The sequence below is a fragment of the Defluviitoga tunisiensis genome, from assembly GCF_000953715.1.
GTDB lineage: Bacteria > Thermotogota > Thermotogae > Petrotogales > Petrotogaceae > Defluviitoga > Defluviitoga tunisiensis.
This window is the reverse complement of sequence record NZ_LN824141.1, coordinates 1,242,501-1,262,431: the sequence shown is the minus strand read 5'-3', so window position 1 is coordinate 1,262,431 and position 19,931 is coordinate 1,242,501. Positions and strand designations below refer to the sequence as shown.

16 protein-coding genes, 1 tRNA gene and 1 pseudogene (1 of these 18 only partly in view) are annotated in these 19,931 nt (G+C 31.9%); 9 read left to right on the top strand and 9 right to left on the bottom strand.

The features are described 5' to 3' along the window. Positions 1 to 48: 48 nt before the first annotated feature. The 7 genes and pseudogenes from DTL3_RS05845 to DTL3_RS05815 form a co-directional block, all read right to left on the bottom strand. A pseudogene (locus tag DTL3_RS05845) lies at positions 49 to 531 on the bottom strand (Rpn family recombination-promoting nuclease/putative transposase). A gap of 327 nt (positions 532 to 858) precedes the next feature. Beyond that, positions 859 to 947 (bottom strand) — tRNA-Ser (locus tag DTL3_RS05840). A 68-nt stretch (positions 948 to 1,015) separates the two neighbouring features. Next, complete coding sequence (locus tag DTL3_RS05835; RefSeq protein WP_231853942.1) at positions 1,016 to 1,492, bottom strand: DUF192 domain-containing protein; 477 nt, start codon at positions 1,490 to 1,492, stop codon at positions 1,016 to 1,018. Positions 1,493 to 1,660: 168 nt separating this feature from the next. Beyond that, on the bottom strand, positions 1,661 to 2,539 hold the full coding sequence (locus DTL3_RS05830) for a thiamine pyrophosphate-dependent enzyme (RefSeq protein WP_045087919.1): 879 nt from the start codon (positions 2,537 to 2,539) through the stop codon (positions 1,661 to 1,663). Continuing rightward, positions 2,529 to 4,259 (bottom strand): 2-oxoacid:acceptor oxidoreductase subunit alpha, encoded by a 1,731-nt coding sequence (locus DTL3_RS05825; protein ID WP_045087918.1) that lies wholly within the window; start codon positions 4,257 to 4,259, stop codon positions 2,529 to 2,531. Before DTL3_RS05825 ends, DTL3_RS05830 begins: the two co-directional genes overlap by 11 nt. A gap of 35 nt (positions 4,260 to 4,294) precedes the next feature. After that, the gene (locus tag DTL3_RS05820; protein WP_045087917.1) at positions 4,295 to 5,104 is read right to left on the bottom strand and encodes a class I mannose-6-phosphate isomerase; all 810 of its coding nucleotides are present in this window, start codon (positions 5,102 to 5,104) and stop codon (positions 4,295 to 4,297) included. 249 nt (positions 5,105 to 5,353) lie between these two features. Continuing rightward, positions 5,354 to 6,022: a hypothetical protein gene (locus DTL3_RS05815; RefSeq protein ID WP_045087916.1), complete on the bottom strand. Its 669-nt coding sequence runs from the start codon at positions 6,020 to 6,022 to the stop codon at positions 5,354 to 5,356. A gap of 361 nt (positions 6,023 to 6,383) precedes the next feature. Between DTL3_RS05815 and DTL3_RS05810 the strand changes: the two genes are divergently transcribed. From DTL3_RS05810 to DTL3_RS05795, 4 genes are read left to right on the top strand one after another with little or no spacing between them, the layout of a single operon-like run. Further along, a complete protein-coding gene (locus DTL3_RS05810) occupies positions 6,384 to 7,175 on the top strand; it encodes an energy-coupling factor transporter transmembrane component T family protein (protein WP_045087915.1) in 792 nt (263 codons plus the stop codon). Between the two features lie 38 nt (positions 7,176 to 7,213). Beyond that, positions 7,214 to 8,161, top strand: coding sequence for a radical SAM protein (locus DTL3_RS05805; protein WP_045088646.1), 948 nt, complete (start codon positions 7,214 to 7,216; stop codon positions 8,159 to 8,161). A gap of 4 nt (positions 8,162 to 8,165) precedes the next feature. Then, complete coding sequence (gene ftsH, locus DTL3_RS05800; RefSeq protein WP_084217200.1) at positions 8,166 to 10,130, top strand: ATP-dependent zinc metalloprotease FtsH; 1,965 nt, start codon at positions 8,166 to 8,168, stop codon at positions 10,128 to 10,130. 12 nt (positions 10,131 to 10,142) lie between these two features. Next, on the top strand, positions 10,143 to 10,805 hold the full coding sequence (locus DTL3_RS05795) for an HAD family hydrolase (RefSeq protein WP_231853941.1): 663 nt from the start codon (positions 10,143 to 10,145) through the stop codon (positions 10,803 to 10,805). A 39-nt stretch (positions 10,806 to 10,844) separates the two neighbouring features. On the opposite strand, the gene DTL3_RS05790 is transcribed toward DTL3_RS05795, so the two are convergent. Further along, the gene (locus tag DTL3_RS05790) at positions 10,845 to 12,722 is read right to left on the bottom strand and encodes a BMP family ABC transporter substrate-binding protein (RefSeq protein ID WP_045087914.1); all 1,878 of its coding nucleotides are present in this window, start codon (positions 12,720 to 12,722) and stop codon (positions 10,845 to 10,847) included. Between the two features lie 18 nt (positions 12,723 to 12,740). Beyond that, on the bottom strand, positions 12,741 to 13,472 hold the full coding sequence (locus tag DTL3_RS05785; RefSeq protein WP_045087913.1) for a metallophosphoesterase family protein: 732 nt from the start codon (positions 13,470 to 13,472) through the stop codon (positions 12,741 to 12,743). A 301-nt stretch (positions 13,473 to 13,773) separates the two neighbouring features. Here DTL3_RS05785 and DTL3_RS05780 point away from each other — a divergent pair, with 301 nt between their 5' ends. From DTL3_RS05780 to DTL3_RS05760, 5 genes are all read left to right on the top strand, one after another. After that, positions 13,774 to 14,595 carry an SDR family oxidoreductase gene (locus DTL3_RS05780; RefSeq protein WP_045087912.1) on the top strand — a complete coding sequence of 274 codons (822 nt, stop codon included), beginning with the start codon at positions 13,774 to 13,776 and terminating at the stop codon, positions 14,593 to 14,595. A gap of 56 nt (positions 14,596 to 14,651) precedes the next feature. Further along, positions 14,652 to 16,070, top strand: a complete 1,419-nt coding sequence (gndA, locus tag DTL3_RS05775; RefSeq protein WP_045087911.1) for an NADP-dependent phosphogluconate dehydrogenase — start codon at positions 14,652 to 14,654, stop codon at positions 16,068 to 16,070. 77 nt (positions 16,071 to 16,147) lie between these two features. Continuing rightward, positions 16,148 to 17,179, top strand: coding sequence for a D-isomer specific 2-hydroxyacid dehydrogenase family protein (locus tag DTL3_RS05770; protein WP_045087910.1), 1,032 nt, complete (start codon positions 16,148 to 16,150; stop codon positions 17,177 to 17,179). Positions 17,180 to 17,204: 25 nt separating this feature from the next. Next, positions 17,205 to 18,698 carry a gluconokinase gene (locus DTL3_RS05765; protein WP_045087909.1) on the top strand — a complete coding sequence of 498 codons (1,494 nt, stop codon included), beginning with the start codon at positions 17,205 to 17,207 and terminating at the stop codon, positions 18,696 to 18,698. Positions 18,699 to 18,845: 147 nt separating this feature from the next. After that, a protein-coding gene (locus DTL3_RS05760) for a DUF1538 domain-containing protein (protein WP_045087908.1) crosses the window boundary here: on the top strand, positions 18,846 to 19,931 show its 5' portion. It continues 414 nt past the right edge of the window; only the first 1,086 of its 1,500 coding nucleotides appear in the window; it begins with the start codon at positions 18,846 to 18,848; its stop codon lies off the right edge, out of view.

Here is a 19,931-nt window from a genome sequence, read left to right as displayed (position 1 = left end):
GTTTTTGTTTCTCAATATAATTATACCAGGAAGCTCACTCGTGACACACTATATTTTACTTTCATACCAGTATTCATAATTTGGAACATGTTTTTTTATGTCCTTTGGAAGTTCTTCATATCCATTTATCATTTCTCCAAGAGTGGTTTTTATATTCCAGTTGTCTTTCCCATGGTATATTACAAATGGAATAATTATTGGTAGTTCATTAGTTCCTTCTTTTTTAATTTTTGAATCCCAAATTTCTATCATATATTTAAGCAGTTGAAATGCAATATCTTTACTAGCATAGCTTTTATGTTCAAATAGAAAATAGAAATATCCTTCTCTTTTATTTATGTTCACTTTAAAAAGCAAATCCGAAAAACCCTCTTCAAGTTCCTCATTTATAAAACTATCCTTTTATGGTTCTAACGTATCTATATCTATAACATTCATAATACTTTGTGGCAAGTAATTATTTAAAAAATCTTTCGCCACTGATACTTTTGAAAAAGTTTCTTTAAAAAACTTATCATGTGGATTTTGCATTTTCATCTTATCACCTACTTAATTATAAATATACCATTTAATCTAGCAGTATAACATAAAATTTACCTTTAAATCTAAACATATTAATTCCAGGTGAAGAAGCCATCTTTAGGGCTTATATTTAAGAATTCTACATTTCCTTGGAATCGACTCGATATAACCATATCGCTAAAAATGCACCCATCTAATAGAAAACTACACACCCGTGTGCATAATTTAGCAATACTGTGTGCAAATATAGAAAAATCATCTTGAATTTATCCCTAAAAATAACAAAACCCCTTGAAATCAAGGAGTTTGTATTGTATCAATATTTAAGTTCTTTTATGGCGGAGGCGGTGGGACTCGAACCCACACGGGGATAAACCCCACCGGTTTTCGAGACCGGCCCCTTAGCCGATTCGGTACACGCCTCCAAATTAATTTTTATAATAATTAAACGTTGGAATATCCATAGTAATTATATCTTTAAAAAATTCAAATGTCAATTAATAGACCTATTGTTAATACGCCATTGAATTCTAGCCCCTGGCTTAAAACCGTATTCTTCAAAAAAACCTGCTTTAACCTCAAGAGCATATCTGAATGGTTTATAAATGGTATATACCGGGCAGTTTTCACTATTACAAGGTTCCATCGTTTTAATCTCTAAAATAATTCCTTCACTATTAATAAAAGCAATATCAAGGGCTATGTATGTATTTTTCATCCAAAAACCTCTTATTCCATCAGTAGGAAAAATAAACAACATTCCATACTCCTTAGGAATGTCTTCTCTATACATTAACCCTAAGCTTTGTAATTCATCGTTATCTGCAATTTCAATAGGTATAGTTATAGATTTCCCATCTTGTGAAATCGTTAGCTCACCTTTTGGAAACACAGGTAAATTAATATCTTGAGATATTAGCAAGATAGTAAAAGAAAGAAACACAAATAAAAGGAACATATTTCTTTTCAATTTTTCATCCCTCTTTTTTGATTTTTCCACTATAATGTTGTTGTTTTGTAGATGCGCTCTTATCATGCGTCTTCTGTTTTAGGCGTACAGGTTTCTCGTTTATAACGTTTAAAATCCGTATCCGAGACATAGATACCCTTTTAAAAAAACCTGACTTTAGTTCAAATCTTATTTCATCGAATTTATAAATGCTTCAACTTCTTTTAAATCTCTCTGCCTTTTATACAGTGGCTCTTTACTTTCTTTGTAAACATTTAATTGTTCTTCAAAAGTTGGTTTTCCATCTTCTTGATATATAACTCCAAGTGCCAGTTTATCTTCCTGAAAAGCAATCTCAAGTGCTTTAATTTTATCTGTTGGATCATAATCTTCGCCAAGCTTATATGTATTCTGATTAAACCAAGCATAAGTATTAATTCTATTGAAAGTGACGCAAGGTTGAAATATATCAACCAAAGCATAACCCTTATGCCGGATCGCCATTTTTATAATCTCTTTTGTACCTTTTACATCACCTACAAAAGCCCTTGCTACAAAAGTAGCCCCATTAGAAATCGCAACCGCTATCGGATTGAAAGGATCTGAAACAACACCATTTACCTGAACAGGCGTAACCATCCCTTTTTGGGTGGTTGGAGAAGCCTGACCTTTTGTTAACCCATATACCCTATTATCATGGACTATATTTGTAATATCAATATTTCTTCTGATATTATGAATAAAATGGTTTCCTCCTTCTCCGTACATATCCCCATCTCCACTTTCAGCGATAACAAAAAGCTCAGGATTAGCCATTTTTATTGCCGCTGCAACAGGAAGTGCCCGTCCATGTAGTCCGTTAAAAGTATTATTTTTAAAATAATGAGGGATCTTTGCAGCTTGGCCTATTCCAGAAACAACCACCAAATTATTGGGAGTGATCTCTTCTATTTCCTCCAACGCTTTTTTTAGAATATTCAATATCCCAAAGTTTCCACACCCTGGACACCAAGCAATATCAAGTTCCTTTTCATTTTCAAAAGTGAAAAGATTTTGTCTATTTGACATTATAATTCCCCCTCAATTTTTCGGTTATTTTAACCTTCAACTCTTCTACAGAAAAAGGCATACCGTTATATTTTAGAATTTTTGAGTCGATACTTACTCCTGTTTCAGCCTTAAACAATCTTGCAAACTGACCAGTAGCATTATTTTCAACATCGATAACCTTTTTTGCATTTTCAAGATATTTAACAGCATCTTTATCAAGAGGAAAGACCTGGGAAAAATGAAGCATCGCTATCTTTTTATCTTTAATACTTTCTATAACCTCTTTTACTACATGATAGTTGGACCCCCAACAAACTATCAAATACTCGTAGTCCTCGTCTCCTACTAATTCGGGACTTATTATCTCATCATTAATAGCTTCAAACTTCTTTAATCTCTTATCAACCATTTTTACCCTTATTTCAAGATTTTCGGTTATATGCCCATATTCATCGTGTTCATCACTATCTACAACAATCAATCCTTTCCCAAAATTAGGAATTCCTCTTGGCGAGACTCCTTTTACTGCTTTACTTAAATCGTACCTTTTATAATCTTCATCTGTTTCAACAAAATGCTTTTCTATTTTAATATCAGATAAATCAAACTTTTTAACGTTTGAATATGAATCTACAAAAAATTGGTCTGTCAAAATAAAAACAGGCACTTGATACTTATCTGCCATATTAAATGCTTTCTGTGTTAAATAAAATGCCTGTTCTAAAGTACCAGGGGCGTAAACGATTCTTGGAAATTCACCGTGTCCTGCATGAATAACCAAATTTAAGGCTTCTTGAGCCGTTCTAGTAGGTAAGCCAGTTGCTGGAGCTGGTCGTTGCCCTAAATGAATAACTACAGGCGATTCAATCATACCTGCTAACGACACTCCTTCTTCCATAAGGGCAAAACCTCCGTCAGAAGTTGTAACCATAGCCCTTCCACCAGCATACCATGAACCTAAAGCCATATTAATAGCAGCTATCTCATCCTCTGCCTGTTCTACTACTATATCAAAATCTTTTGAAAAATTTGCCATAGCTGTCAAAACTCCGGTACCAGGAGTCATAGGATAAGCAAAAACCGAGTCACATCCTCCAGCTAATGCACCTAAAGCTACTGCATCGGTACCACTCAATAATAAATCTTCTTTTAGTTGGTCGTTAGTTTCAATATCGATAACTATTTTTCCTTTGTCTCGTAATTCTTTTCCTATTTGATAACCTTTGGAAGCCGCTTGTATATTCCCTTCTACTATCTCTTTGCCCTTTTGACCAAACGTTTCAATTAAATAATCTTCTATTGTTTTTATTCTAATACCAAAAAGTCCTAGAACCACCCCTACAGCGACAACATTTGCAAAAATCGGGTTTCCCAAATCATTCGCTATTTTGAGTAAAGGAACATCTATTAAATTATCCATTTCTAATTTTAATGATTCATTATCTGCAACAATAAATGTATTGTCACTAACACGTTTTCCTAAATGCGTTACTGAGTTTTTTGATAACGGAATCAAGATATCAATTTTTTCTACAAAACTGTTCACAGGTCTCGAACTTACCCTAATTTCAGTTGAATTGCTTCCACCCCTAATTCGAGACATATATTCCTTTGTAGCGAAAACATAATACCCCTCTCTTTTTAAGATATAGGTTAGCAAACTTTCTATGGTTTGAATACCTTGACCTGCCTCTCCTGATAATACTATCGAAACTTCTTCTTTTAAAGTTGAGTTCACAACAATCCCTCCATGTTTTTAGCATTTTTGAAACACTAAATATCCCATCCTCGATTATTCATTCTAAACTCCACAAATTCCCCTTTAAACAAATATTCTGTATCCTCTGATAATACGATAGTTTCAAAAGTATTTAGATCTACAAACAATCCCCAACCTTTTTTTATTTGATTGGCAAATTTCATAAAACTGAAATATTTGGTTTGTAAACCTTGTGAATTCCTCGCTATAGCATAACTTGATTTTACTCTTTTTAACACCATTTTAGACTTTTCAACATGGATTTCTCTAGGTCTTCCCCAATCGTATAACCGATAAGTTAAATCAGAACTTTGTTGAATCTCCAATAATAAACTGTTAGGCCCCAGCGTATGAACCGTTCCTGCAGGGATATAAATGATATCGTTTTTGTTCATTTCAAACTCTTCCAAAAAATCGTCCCAACTATTGTCTTCTAAGGCTTTTAACAAATTTGGGTTATCGTTGGACACCTTTATTCTCCCTTTGTCTTTTAAGAAAAACCAAGCCTCAGATTTACCCCATTGTTGATTTTCTATTTGCTTTGCGATTTCATCATCTGGATGAAGCTGTATTGATAACCAAGAAGAAGTAGCAATTAATTTCAAGAGAAGAGGATAATGAGGAAACAATTCACTAGGCTTTCCATAAAATTGTCCACTATCTTTTCCAACCAATTCTGTTTCATAGTTATTTAATCCCGAGTATAACCAAACTTCACCAATTTTTTCATTAGTTTTGACCTTAAAAATTTCATTGAGTGTTTCGCTACCCCAAACCTTTTCTGAAAAAATTGGTTTTGAAATTAGTGGTTCAGTTATTTTCATCAATATGATCCTCCTATACCATCTTTTTTTACTCACTTTAGAAATTCAAAAACAATCATTTCTTTTTGTACTTGTCCAGAGAAAGGGGGCTACGCCCTATTACCCTTTTAAATTTAAATCCTTATTATTTAGAAAATATTCATTTCTAAGATAGTTTTTTGAAGTTAATATAGAATTCAGTTAAATTATTATTCAACTGGATCATATCTTGAATAACCAAGAAGAATAGTCAGTACTCTTTTTTATTATTTAAAAGGCCTTTTCAGGTATAATTTCACCCTGAAAAGTATTTCTTGATGATGTATACTGATCATACTTGACATTTAACCAGCTCATAGTATATGTAATCTTATCTTCATATGTTTCAGATCCACCATTATACATACTGTACGCCATTTCTTCACCATATCGTATTTTTAGGTCATACAGATAAAGGGCTGCAGTAATTATCTGAACATCGGCTCTCCCTTCTACATTATCCCAATACCAAGGCAGAAGGAAATCAATATTCTCATAAATGTCTAAATATTCATACTTCAAATACCAATAAGTAGGTGCTTGAATTTGAAAATATCCAAGGCTATTACCGTTATCTCCCTTAATATTTTTAAAATTCGTCTCAACAATACCGATTGCAAGCAATTCTATAGCAGATACCTTATCTATTATTTCAGGAATTTCTTTGTAAAGAAACAGGAGACCACCAACCATCTCACTAATAATCTTCTCATCTAATTCAGTGAACTTTGTCAAATAATCTTCAAAAAAACCTATTTGTATCAAATATTCTTCTTGTTCATATTTGTATTCGTTTTTCGTTTCAAAATATATTATGATAAAGATTGTTAAAACAACTAGAAAAAAAATGCTTAATATAGCTAAATTTTTCTTTTCTTTGAAAAAAATCTCAAGATTCATAGAGAGCGCTCCTTTCAAAGGAACTATTTTAAAGATGAAAATAATAGTTAATCAGTATAATTCGAATGTTGGGATGAATTAGTATTAATAAATCAAGGAACGACATATCTCGTATATAAATTATACCATATTTTAAAATAACTGAATTTTTTAATAAAAGTGAAATTTTATATGAAAATACAAAAAAAACATCTCTTAATAAAAGCTTAATAGAAAAATCCATCTTGTACATTATATTTATTGAAAATTTATCTTTTCTGTTTCTTATTTATGTTAGAATATATAAGAAATTAACCATGCCAAAATATCATGTAGACTCTCTAAATAAAATAAACAAAACTTTTAGTAAAGGAGTATGTAGATGCTCTCGGACAATATCGCATTAGGAAGATATGTAGAAAAAGATTCTTTTATGCATTCTTTAGACCCTAGAGTCAAACTTTTAGGACTTTTTGTACTTGCAGGATTTGCATTTTCAATTAATAGTTTTTTTGATGTTTCTCTTATGTTCGGATATACATTAATCTTGATGATATTATCAGGATTAAGTTTGGCATATTATCTTAAATCGTTGAAATCAGTTTTGTTCATAGTTGCCTTTGCTTTCGTTATTCAATTGTTCACTAGAGGGGGAAATACCCTTTTTCAGATTGGTTTTATCAGAATTAGCGATTTAGGACTATTTAATGCTTTTATTATATCTTTTAGAATAATATTCGCAGTCTTGTTGTCCTCGGTATTAACCTTAACAACTTCACCAACTTCACTTGCTCATGCTCTAGAAGACGTACTTCGATGGTTTTTCATTCCCCAAAAATTTGCACATGAAGTTGCAATGGTTATGACTATAGCTATTAGATTTATTCCTGTTATAGCAAATGAAGCTGACAGAATAATGAAAGCACAACTTAGTAGAGGCGCTAATTTTGACGATAGAAAATTTTCTGGAAAAGTTAAGGGCGCAATCTCGATTATTGTCCCGTTATTAGTTTCTGCTCTAAGAAGGGCAGAAGATCTTAGTATAGCTATGGAAGCAAGGGGATACAACGGATGGGAAGGAAGAACGAGATTCAAGCAATTTAAATGGAAGTTAAAAGATACCTTATTTTTAATTTCTTTTATTGTACTTTGTTTTGTAATAATTTTTGTTTAATATATAATATTACATATATAGTAGAAGGAGATATTAAAATGAATTTTAAACATGTGTATGGTCCTATCCCTTCACGTAGATTAGGAAGTTCCTTAGGTATCAGCCCAATTCCATTTGGAACATGTAACTTATCTTGTGTCTATTGCCAACTAGGAAGAACCATAAATATGATAAATGAAAGAAAAGAATTTTTTCCGGTTGAAGAAATAATTCAAGAATTTAAAGAATATTCTAAAAATGGACTGGATCATGTTGATTTTGTTTCAATAGTAGGCGAAGGCGAACCGCTTTTGTATTCAAAAATAGGTGAATTAATCTCTCAAATAAAAAAAATAACTGATAAACCAATATCGGTAATTACGAATGGTGTTTTATTATCAGATAAAAATGTTTGGAAAGAATTAGCACTAGTAGACGTGGTAATGCCATCATTAGATGCATATAATAAAGAAACATTTAAAAAAATTAACAGGCCTCATAAAACTATATCTTTTGAAAAGTATATAGATGGAATAATACAATTTTCTAAAATATATGAAGGAAAGATTTGGTTAGAGTTGATGTTGGTCAAAGGCGTTAACGATGATGAGGAATCTTTAAGGAAAATTAAAGAAATTTTTGATAAAATATCTTATGATAGAATATATATCAACGTCCCTGTTAGGCCACCTGCGGAAAAATGGGCGCAAATACCTGATAAAAAGTCTATCGAATTAGCAGAAGAAATATTAGGTGGGATTGCACTTGACTATTTAGCAAAAAATGATTTTTACAGTGCAATAGAAGACGATTACGAAGCAATAATTAGTATAATCACAAGACACCCAATGAATCAATTCGAGATTAAGGGATTTTTAGAAAGTCGTAATAGTAAGGCTATCGATTCAATAATTGAAAGATTAGAAAATGACGAAAATATCGAGGTAATTAACTATAAAGGCTTGAAAATGTTCAGGTTAAAAAGATTAAGGGCTTCTAGGAGGTAACTAAATGGCGAAAAATAAAAATAATGACGACAAAAATATCAATCCTCAGCCAAAGCAAGATAAAGAAGAAAACAAAAAAAAGGTAAAATCTACTGGTATTATTTGGATTTATATAGCTTTAGCCGCTATCTTTGTTATTGCAATCTTTTTTTTAACAAAAGAGACCAAAACTAACATACCTTTTTCTCAACTTATAAATATGATAAATAACGATGAAGTCGAGTCGATGTTGATAAACCAAAATGGAACTATAAAAGTTGTTGCAAAAGATGGTTCATTGTATGAATCGTTTTCTCCTAATATGATGTCTGATAAACAGTATATAGACACGATAATACAAAAAGGAATTAAGGTTGACTATAAACAGAGTTTGAGCTCCAAATGGTGGTTTACGTTATTAATGAGCTTGATTCCAACTGTAGTTATAGTATTATTCTTGTTTTGGATGTACAAATATGCCCTCTCAGGCACAAAAAGTAGCATGACTTTTAGTAAAAGTCTTTCAAAAAAATTTGAACCTTCTGATAAAAAGATTACGTTTAAAGATGTAGCTGGAATTGACGAAGTAATTGAAGAAGTAGAAGATATAGTTAATTTCTTAAAAAACCCAAGTGAATACCAAGAAATTGGTGCAAGAATGCCAAAAGGCGTTTTATTGGTAGGACCTCCAGGAACTGGTAAAACTCTTACTGCAAGAGCTATAGCAGGCGAAGCTAACGTACCTTTCTTTTATTCAAGTGGCTCGGATTTTGTTGAATTATTTGTAGGTGTTGGCGCAGCAAGGGTGAGAGATTTATTTAAAACTGCAAAAGAAAATGCACCCTCCATCATTTTCATAGATGAATTAGACGCAGTTGGTAGACAAAGAGGTTCCGGCCTTGGCGGAGGGAATGATGAAAGAGAGCAAACTTTAAATGCTCTTTTAGTTGAACTTGACGGTTTTGACTCTTCTACAGGCGTTATAGTAATGGCGGCTACAAATAGACCTGATGTTTTAGATAAAGCACTTCTAAGGCCAGGTCGTTTCGATAAAAAAATATTTGTCGGTCCCCCAGACGCTAATGGAAGAAAAGAAATATTAAAGATTCATGTAAGAAATAAAGTTATAAGTGATGATGTAAATTTAGATATCTTAGCTAAACGAACACCAGGATTTGTTGGTGCGGACTTGGAAAATCTAACGAATGAGGCTGCTCTGATAGCAACTAGAAAACGAAAGCCCGCTATCGACATGAGTGATTTTGAAGAGGCCTTAGAAAAAATAATCTCTGGCCCAGCTAAAAAGCATAAAATTATATCAGATAAAGAAAGAAAAATACTTGCATATCATGAAATGGGACATTCATTAATAGCTCATTATCTACCTAATACAGACCCTATCTACAAGATAACCATAATTCCTAGAGGAGTAGGATCATTAGGAAGTACCTTGCTTCTTCCTGAAAAAGATAAATTTTTAATAAAAAAATCTGAAATATTAGATAGAATAACCGTTATGCTAGGAGGAAGAGCTGCAGAAAAGCTCGTTTTTGGTTTTGCTACTACAGGTGCTAAAGATGACCTACAAAAATCAACTGATTTAGCTAAAACGATGGTTTATCGTTTAGGTATGTCACAAAAAATAGGTCCCGTATATTGGGAAGGAGAAGAAGATGAAGTTTTCCTGGGAAGCGAATTAACTAAACAAAGAAATTATTCTGAAGAGACTAAAAAAGAGCTTGATCTAGAAGTAAAAAAAATCATCAATAATATGTACGATAAAGCAATAGATATATTAAATAAAAACCGAAAAAGATTAGACCTTTTATCTTCTTATATTTTTAAGGAAGAAACTATATATGGAGAAGAGTTTAAAAAAATGATGGAAATGGATATAGAAGAATTAGAAACTTATGTTGGTAACGAATCTGAATTAAATGAATTTTTAAACATGGACGTTATAAATAACCTTCAATATCAAAAAGCTTAGAAAGGAAGTTTGGTGAAAATATTGATTAAAGCTGTTATTTTTGACATGGATGGAGTAATAATCGATAGTGAACCATTGCATTATGAAGCTAACAAAGAAATATTTTCAAGTTTAGGAATTCCTGTTCAAGATGTACCATATAGCAATTATATTGGCGTAAGTAATGAGGAAATGTGGCAAGATTTAAAAAATACTTTTAGTTTGCCTTACAGTGTAAACGAACTCGTAGAAAGACAAAATAATGAAACCATAAAACATTTCAAAAAATCGTCTTTGAAACCTATTGACGGAATAGTAGAATTATTATCTACATTAAAAAATAATAATTTTAAGATAGGATTAGCTTCTTCATCCCCAAAAGTCTTAATCGAAGAAGTCTTGAGCTCCTTAAATCTTGATAAATATTTTGATGTCTATGCTAGTGCAGATCATGTGGCTTATGGAAAACCAAAACCTGATCTTTTCATTTATACAGCAGGATTGCTTCATGTTATACCAAGGGAATGTGTCGTTATTGAAGATTCGAAAAACGGAGTTAAAGCCGCAAAGGCTGCAGGAATGAAATGTATAGGCTTTATTAATCCAAACTCAATGAATCAAGATCTTTCACTTGCCGATGTTAAGGTAAACAGTATTAAAGAAATCACTATAGATTTAATAAAAAGTTTAGAATAACAGACAGAGCGCTCAAATAAACTTGAGCGCTCTTTTATTTCATGAATAATAAATATTATCTACAAACCAGTCCATTTTTATAAGCTCTTCGTCATTTAAATCTTCTCCTTCAGGAACTCTTAGGTTACCTTCTCTATCAAATATTGGGCCCCTAAAAGGATGAAATTCTTCTGTTTTTATGTCATACTTAACTAATTCAACAATATTTTTTATTTGAGGAAGTACAAGCTTACTCATAGGAGCTAAATCAACAACCCCACTCTTCAAGCCTCCCCAAAACTTTTCTATCTTTTCTGAACCTGAAAACAATCTAAACAAAGAAAAGTTGGAACCCCTCAGCACATCTCTAATAATAGATTCATAATAAACTCCCCAATTCCAAACCACTGATGTTAAATAAGTAGTAGGGGCATGTTCTCTCATGTCATAATGGTAGCCAATTGTATATACGCTATATTTTTCTCCTACCTTTAACACCTCTGCAGAATCTTGATGATGCGTTATAACGTCCACTCCTAAATCTTTTATTAAATATTCAGCTGTTCGTCTTTCATATTCTGAATTATGCCATGTATTTGTCCAGCCCACATGAACTCTAGCCCTTGAGTTAACAGATCTTGCGCCTAACGCAAAAGCGTTTATACCCATAATTACCTCTGGAATTCCATATGACGCAACATAACCTAGATTATTACTTTTAGTCATTGCTCCTGCTACCATACCTGCTAGAAATCTAGGTTCATACATCCTACCAAAATAGGTATTAATATCCTCGGGAGATTTATAACCAGAAAAATACATGAACTTAACATTATGAAAAGCGCTAAGCTGCTGTTCATATAAAAAATCAAAACTAGTTGTAAAGATAAGATCAAACTTTTCTTTTTCTAACTCTTCCATGACTTGTTCATATATTTTAGCATTAGTAACTTTTTCATAACATTTAGTTATTATTTCGCCTTTAAGCCTTTCCTGAACATATCTCCTACCTAATTCATGAGAATATGTCCATGCAGATTCTTCAATTGCTGTGTTATAGATAAATGCAACCTTTAAAGGTGTACCAGCCAAAAGTCCTGGAATCTTAAATAAAGGTGTAACCGGTTTAACTTTTTCTTCTGATAATTCTTCAATTAGAATTTCAACTTGTCTTCTCATTTCTCTCTCTATTTCAGGTACATTATCTAATCCAAACCTCTTTATATACTCAATAAATGCCTCTTCTTCTGGAAGTTTAAGTCTATCTTTAGCGAGGTCTCTATACGCTTTTCTAAATGGCAAATAAACAGAAGAAATTAATTCATCATATTTATTTTCTACAAAATCACTTCTCTTCTGATAATCTTTTATCAGTTCATATAATTCATTGAACTTTCCTTCTTTATTAAACCAAATTATATTAATTTTTGTTTTATCATAAAAATCTAAAAATTCATAATAAATTCTTATTTGAGGATCATTTTCGTCCCATTTTGGTATTAATCTTTTTACCTCTCCACGGATAGAAAAAGCATTTAAATATTTTAATATACTAACTCTTTTATTTCCCTCAACAACATAAAACCAATTGAGATATTCGTAGGCTACAATAGGATCACTTATTCCCTCTTTATAATGAATTTCGTATAAACTCATCCACTTACTCGCAAATTCTGTATCGATTTTCATCAAAGGATAAAAATTACTAGAAAAAGACATTGCCCTTGAATGATAATAAGTGCCTTTAATCCTTTCAATAGGAATGTCTATAATTCCCAAGTTTTGTTCTTTAGCAATTTCAACATTCTGTATAATATCTTCAAGCGCCTGTAAGTACCCCTCTTCTCCTCTAGAAATACTCAGTAAAAAATCTCTTTTTGCAATCCTATTGGCTTTTTCGTATTCAGTCCGAGCCTGAGTTCTATACGACTTATACATTTTTCTACCCCCAAATTTTTATTGGTTAATTAAAACTAACTTTGGTTCGATTCTTTTAAATGTTTCTATCTCAACAACTTCTTTGTTTTCTTCGTCGTATTTTATAAATTTATAAGGAATTGCATTTATTAAATAACATTTATGTTTTGAATTTTCAATTACAAAATCTAATTCCTGCTGCCCATATCTAGGATGAATATGACCATAAATCCATATTTTTGGACGTAAAGAATAGAATAGTTTTCCTAGATTAATTGAAGGAGGATGTGATTGACTATATCTTTGAATTGTCCCTTTTACATATGGTGCATTATGAGTTACCATTATATCTATAAATTTATACTCGTTCCCTCTGAAAGAGCTCTTAAAAAAAATTTCTCTTTTAAATTTTTGAACATCATTTTCTGAGAAATGAAAAGGCCTATATCCATATGATAAGGCACCAGAAAATCCTGCAACAACAATATCTTTATTTATAAATTTCTTTAAATTAATAATACCATGATTAAGAACGTAAATACCTTTATATACCTTAGAAAACGAATAATTTTCCTCTTCATAAGTCTTTGAAAAAAATTTTTTATCATGATTTCCGTGTACCATTATACTAAACGTCGGTTTAAACTCATTAACAAGATAATCAAGGTATCCCGGAGAAAGATCTCCGGCAGATATGAGTAAATCAATTTTTCTATTTTCTTTATTCTGTAAGAATACTTCTTCATCTGATACGCACATAATGTCTATCATCTTTAAAATCCTTAATTATAAATTGTTTACCTATATAATTGTATCAAATTATTGCTAAAATTGCTATAAAAACATGTTTAATAAAAAAATTAATACAATATTTTGTTTATTATTCATCATTAATAATGATTATAAACGATTTTTAACAAATAAATCGGATTAATGATATTTTAATTAATTTCATTTTAGAATGAATTAATTGTATAATATATTATAGATGTTTTTAGATAATTTATAGGAACTTTAAAAATGAAGATTTTCTAAAATGAGTAATATAATTTATATAGGGAGAGTGAAAGATATGAACATTTCTGATTTTTTCGATGTAAAAGATAAAACTATCGTAATTACGGGTGGAGCTGGGATAATTTGCTCTGAAATGGCAAGAACTTTAGGTAGTTTAGGCGCAAACATTGTTGTCTTAGATTTATCAGAATCTGCCATGGAAAAACTAAGCAAAGAACTCTCAGAAAAAAATATCAAACACATTGTTTTAAAAACCAACGTACTAGAAAAAGAACAATTATTAAAAGCAAAAGAAGAAACGATATTGAATTTTGGTAAAATAGATGTATTGATAAATGGTGCAGGTGGAAATCATCCATCGGCAACTACAAGTCAAGATAAAAGTTTTTTTGAATTGCCTCAAGACGCCGTTCAATGGGTATTCAACTTAAATTTTCTTGGTACTTTTTTAGCTAGCCAGGTTTTTGGGGAATATTTTGCTGAAAAAGGTGAAGGACAAATTATTAACATTTCTTCTATGAATGCCTTTAGACCTCTAACAAATATACCTGCATACTCTGCTGCAAAAGCAGCTGTAAGTAATTTCACACAATGGTTAGCTGTTCATATGAACCACAATTACTCTAAAAAGATAAGGGTTAATGCGGTAGCTCCTGGTTTCTTACTAACAAATCAAAATAAGTTTTTACTAACAAATGATGATGGAAGCTTAACTACAAGAGGCAATAAAATTTTAGAACATACTCCAATGGAAAGATTTGGTACACCTCAAGATCTAATCTCAACTATTCTTTGGTTAATAAGTGAAAAATCATCGTTTGTCAATGGTATAGTTGTTCCGATTGATGGAGGATTTTCTGCCTACAGCGGGGTCTAAACAATATTTTACACCTAATAATAATTCATCAACAACAAAAATAAGGAGTTGATTTAATGAGCTTGGAAAAGTGTGATATCGGAGTAGTTGGAATGGCTGTAATGGGTCAAAACTTGGCGTTAAATATAGAATCCAAAGGATATAAAGTGGCAGTGTACAACAGGGATCACGATAAAACAAAAAAATTCATCGAAGAAAGAGCTAGCAATAAAAATATATTAGGTACATATACTTATGAAGAACTAGCTAAATCTCTAAATAGGCCTCGAAAAATAATGCTAATGGTTAAAGCTGGAAAACCGGTTGACGATGTTATAGAACAGCTCCTTCCTAACTTAGAAAAAGGTGACATAATTATTGACGGTGGAAACTCTCATTATAAAGATACGAACAGACGATTTAAATATCTACAAGACAAAGGAATAAGGTTTTTAGGTACAGGAATAAGTGGCGGTGAATATGGGGCACTTCATGGCCCTTCGATTATGCCAGGTGGAGATAAATCCGCATATGAAGAAATGAAGGATATTTTTGAGGCCATAGCTGCAAAAACTGAAGATGGACCTTGTGTAGCTTATCTAGGTCCATCATCAAGTGGTCATTATGTAAAGATGGTCCATAATGGTATTGAATACGCAATTATGGAATTAATCTCAGAAGCCTACGATATAATGAGAAAAGTATTTAGGTTATCTGCTGATGAAATGCATGAAATTTTCAAAAAATGGAACGATGAGCACAAATCTTATTTAATGGAGATAACCTACAAAATATTAGAATGGAAAGATGAAGAAACAGGAAAACCTTTAGTTGACGTTATACTAGACAGTGCTCAACAAAAAGGAACTGGAAAATGGAGCGTACAAGATGCGCTTGACTTGAATATCTCTATCCCTACGATTAATGCAGCGGTTAATGCTAGAACACTTTCAGCAATTAAGCATGAAAGATTAGAAATAGGGAATATATTTGACACCCCTGTAAACAATTCACTAAACAATGATTTTATAAATTCTGTTAGAGATGCTTTGTATATCGCAACAATAATAGCTTATGCGGAAGGTATGAAATTGCTCCAGGTTGCCTCATCTGAATACGGATATGGACTTGATCTTTCAGAAGTAGCAAGAATCTGGGAAGACGGCTGTATTATTAGGTCTGCTCTATTAAAACCCATTCAAAAATCTTTTAAATCAAAACCAAACCTAGTGAATTTAATAATTTCTGAAGAATTCAGAAAAGATTTCGAAAATAGAATACCAAAATTAAGAGAAGTGGTCTCTGAGATTAAAAAAATTGGAATTCCTATCCCTGCTTTTGCTTCAGCTCTCGATTATTTTGATGGATTAAGATCTAAAGAATTACCTGCTAATTTAATACAGGCTCAAAGAGATTTTTTTGGAGCTCACACATACCAAAGAAAAGATAAAGAAGGTATATTCCATACTGAATGGCAGGATATACATAATATCTAAATTTTACATTTAAAAATCTCCGAGATTAAAAAGGTCTTTTTAATCTAAGCTCATCTATAAAATGAGGAGGCATCTTTGTGAGTAAAAATTACAAAATAGCCATTGTAAATTCTAGTACCTTTGGGGTATACTTTCCGGATTTAATACAAAGATTGAAAAAAATAGGCGATATTGAAAGGATTGAAGTTGATCCAAATATTAATGGAAAAAATTTAGCCAAAAAACTAAAAGGTTTCACGTTTGTCATATCAAGTGTAACCCCCACTTTTTCTGAAGAGTTTTTTAGATATAACAAAGACGTAAAATTAATTGCTCGTCACGGTATAGGTTACAATAATGTAGACATAAAGGCTGCTACAGAAAATGAAGTAATGGTTACAAGGGTTTATGGTGTACACGAACGAGACGCAGTAGCTGAAATAGCAGTTAGTTTGATGCTAATATGTTTAAGAGGTATAATCCCTGCATATCAAGCTGTACTACAAAATAAATGGCATGAAAGGAAAAACTTCGTAGGAAAAGAACTTTCAAAAATTACCGTAGGTATTATTGGCTACGGAAACATTGGAAGTAGAGTTGGGGAAATAGTAAAAGAAGGTTTTAAATCAGAAGTAATTGCTTATGACCCATACATAGCAGACAAGGTTATAGAAAAAACAGGGGTACAACCTGTTGAATTCGATGAATTATTTAAAAAATCTGACGTAATTAGTCTTAATGCTTCTCTCAATGAAGGAAACTACCACTTTATCAACAAGAAAGCCTTTCAAAAAATGAAAGACGGAGTAGTAATCGTTAACACTGCAAGAGGAGAATTAATAAATCTTCCAGATTTTGTCGAAGCACTAGAAACAGGGAAAGTGTTTGCTGCAGGACTTGATGTATTAGAAACCGAGCCAATAGAACCTGACAATCCTCTGTTAAAATTCCCAAATGTCTATATCGTGCCTCATATTGGAGGATATGGAACTTATTCCTTAAGAAAGATGGACGAAAAAATGGTTGAAGACATTGAAAAATTAGTAAATGGTGAAATTCCTGATCAAATAGTTAATCCTGAAGTCATATCAAAAATTCTAGAAACCTTCCAAGGTAAAAATAATCGCTAAAAAACCAGAAAGGAGAGTTTCTTCAATGAAACATGTTCTAGTTCTTGATGTTGGTACAACAAACATGAAACTCGCAATTGTAAACGAACAGGGAAATGTTGTCTCTCAAGAAACAAAAAAAATAAATATGTATAGAAACGAAGAAGGAGCTGCTGAACACAATCCCAAAGAGCTGTGGGATGATTTTCTTGAACTATCTCAAAAAATTGTACCTAGTTTTGAAAACGAAATCGCTCTATTAGTATTATCTGGATATCAATTTGGCTTCTTACCTATAGATAAAAACAATCAACCCTTAACTGGGATGATCACGTTATTAGACACTAGATCCCAATCGATAATGATAGATTTCGAAAACAAATTCTCCACAGAAAAAATCTATCAAAAAACAGGATGTCCACCTGCATTTAACTATACTTTACAACGAATCTTATGGCTTAAAAAGGAAAAACCGGAAGTTTTTAGAAACATATACAAGATATTAGATATTAAAAGTTTTTTTATATATAATTTAACTGGACAGTTTATATCAGAACCAAGCATAGCTTCTACAACTCAACTATTAGATATCAAAACACAAGATTGGGATGATGAATTAATAGCGCAAGCGGGCATTAAAAAAGAACAACTCCCAAGATTATTACCTGGAAATGCTATAGCAGATCTTATCAAAAAAGAAGTTGCTGATAAAATAGGACTGAAAAAACAAATTCCTGTGATGCTCGGTGTTTATGATGGTGGAGCTATGATCTTAGGAATGGGAGGCTTTGAAGATAACGCCGTTTGTAACCTTGGAACTACTGCTATGTTCAGATGCGCTTACAGTAAACCTTTACTTGATAAAAGTGGTGATTATAGACTTCAAACTTATGCTTTGCTTCCAAATCTTTGGGCAACAGGTGGTGCAGTAAACAATGCAGGTATTGTTATCGATTGGTTTATAAATAATATAGCAAAGGGCATGAATTATGAGGATCTAAACAAGGAAGCTTTGAAAGCCTCAGCAGGATCAAATGGCTTAATCTGCTTTCCTTTTTTAACTGGAGAAAGAGACCCAAGGATAGGAAGCCTTGCAACGGGTAGTTTCTTTGGTTTAAAAACTACTCATACCACTTCACATCTCGCACGATCCATATTTGAAGGAATTGGTTACAGTTTAAATCTTATAAAAATTGCTCTAGAAGAAAATAACGTTCATTTGAAATATCTAACTGTTGGAGGGTCTGGTAGCAAAAGCGAGGTTTGGCCTCAAATATTAGCAGACATCTTCAATATGCCTGTTACTAAATCTCTCACAGAAAATGCTACCTTAATAGGCGAAGCAATGCTCGCTTTTACTGAAATCGGTCTCTATAAAAATCTTAAAGAAGCAGGCAAAATTTTTATAAAAAAAGGAGATAGTTATCAACCCAATCCTGTAAACGTAAAAAAGTATGAATCCTTTTATGAATTCTTTAGTGAAATGGTTACTTGCTATCATGACAAATATATTAAGCACAGCATTATTTCAAAAGATTAAATCTTTCTGTAACAAAACACGTTGAAATAAAGCTATTAATATTGTATTATAATAAGAGGAGAAGATAATTTCTCCTCATTTTTCTTTAAAATTCCATACTCATTACTAAAATCTACACTAAAAAATAACTAAAGGATGTGAACTATATTGAATGTACTATTGAAAAAGTTTAGGGATGCTGTATTCTCTGTAATCCCTATTACTATTATTGTATTGATTCTGAATTTTACAATTGTTCCTTTAGGTACAACACCCTTAATTAAATTTCTAATTGGGGCTGTTTTGATTATTTTTGGTTTATTTATATTTCTAATTGGAGTAGATATAGCAATTATTCCGATGGGAGATATGCTGGGCTCGACCATTCTAGAAACCAACAGTATATGGAAAATCATATTAATATGTTTCTTATTTGGATTCAGTATCTCAGTAGTTGAACCTGTTTTACATATTGTAGCGGGTCAGATAGATTATGTTACAGCAGGTGCAATTTCAAAATCACTTATTATCATTTCAGTTTCAATTGGAGTAGGTGTTTTAATTACGTTAGGGGTTATTAGACCTATGTTTAATATCCCTCTAAGGCTGTGTTTAACTATTATTTACTCTATTATATTTATACTCGCATTGATTGCTCCTCCTGAATTTATTTCTATTTCTTTTGATGCACCTGGAGCTACAACAGGTGTTCTAACTGTACCTTTTATTTCATCACTTGCCATTGGATTGTTTTCAAAAAGGGCTGGGAAAGAATCTGAAGAAGATAGTTTTGGCTTAGTTGGTATTACAACAAGCGGTGCGGTAATTGCTTTGCTTATCATGAGTATTTTCGTACGAAACGCTGATTTGTCACATACTATAAACCATTACACAAGTAATAACATTACTTCCAGTTCTATTGCAGGTAGTTTTTTAAAATTGGTTCCATCAATTATGCTTGAAACGTTATCGGCATTGTTGCCAATAGTAATAATATTCTTAGTTTTTCAAGTTATATCTTTCAAATTATCTAAAAATTCCTTTTTAAATATAATAAAAGGTTTTGTTCATACATTCATAGGTGCGGTATTATTTCTAACAGGCGCTAACGGAGGATTTATGGATGTTGGTGTAACAATCGGAGGTACGCTTACTTCCTTCGAGAATAAAATAGTAGTAATACTCTTTGGATTTTTACTAGGTGCCGTTGCTATTTTAGCTGAACCATCTGTCTATGTAATTTCAAAACAAATA

Coding starts and splice junctions, on each gene's coding strand:
- DTL3_RS05830 (WP_045087919.1), bottom strand. CDS start 2,539: ATGTCAAATAGACAAAATCTTTTCACTTTTGAAAATGAAAAGGAACTT.
- DTL3_RS05820 (WP_045087917.1), bottom strand. CDS start 5,104: ATGAAAATAACTGAACCACTAATTTCAAAACCAATTTTTTCAGAAAAG.
- DTL3_RS05815 (WP_045087916.1), bottom strand. CDS start 6,022: ATGAATCTTGAGATTTTTTTCAAAGAAAAGAAAAATTTAGCTATATTA.
- DTL3_RS05810 (WP_045087915.1), top strand. CDS start 6,384: ATGCTCTCGGACAATATCGCATTAGGAAGATATGTAGAAAAAGATTCT.
- DTL3_RS05805 (WP_045088646.1), top strand. CDS start 7,214: ATGAATTTTAAACATGTGTATGGTCCTATCCCTTCACGTAGATTAGGA.
- ftsH (WP_084217200.1), top strand. CDS start 8,166: ATGGCGAAAAATAAAAATAATGACGACAAAAATATCAATCCTCAGCCA.
- DTL3_RS05790 (WP_045087914.1), bottom strand. CDS start 12,722: ATGTATAAGTCGTATAGAACTCAGGCTCGGACTGAATACGAAAAAGCC.
- DTL3_RS05785 (WP_045087913.1), bottom strand. CDS start 13,472: ATGATAGACATTATGTGCGTATCAGATGAAGAAGTATTCTTACAGAAT.
- DTL3_RS05780 (WP_045087912.1), top strand. CDS start 13,774: ATGAACATTTCTGATTTTTTCGATGTAAAAGATAAAACTATCGTAATT.
- gndA (WP_045087911.1), top strand. CDS start 14,652: ATGAGCTTGGAAAAGTGTGATATCGGAGTAGTTGGAATGGCTGTAATG.
- DTL3_RS05765 (WP_045087909.1), top strand. CDS start 17,205: ATGAAACATGTTCTAGTTCTTGATGTTGGTACAACAAACATGAAACTC.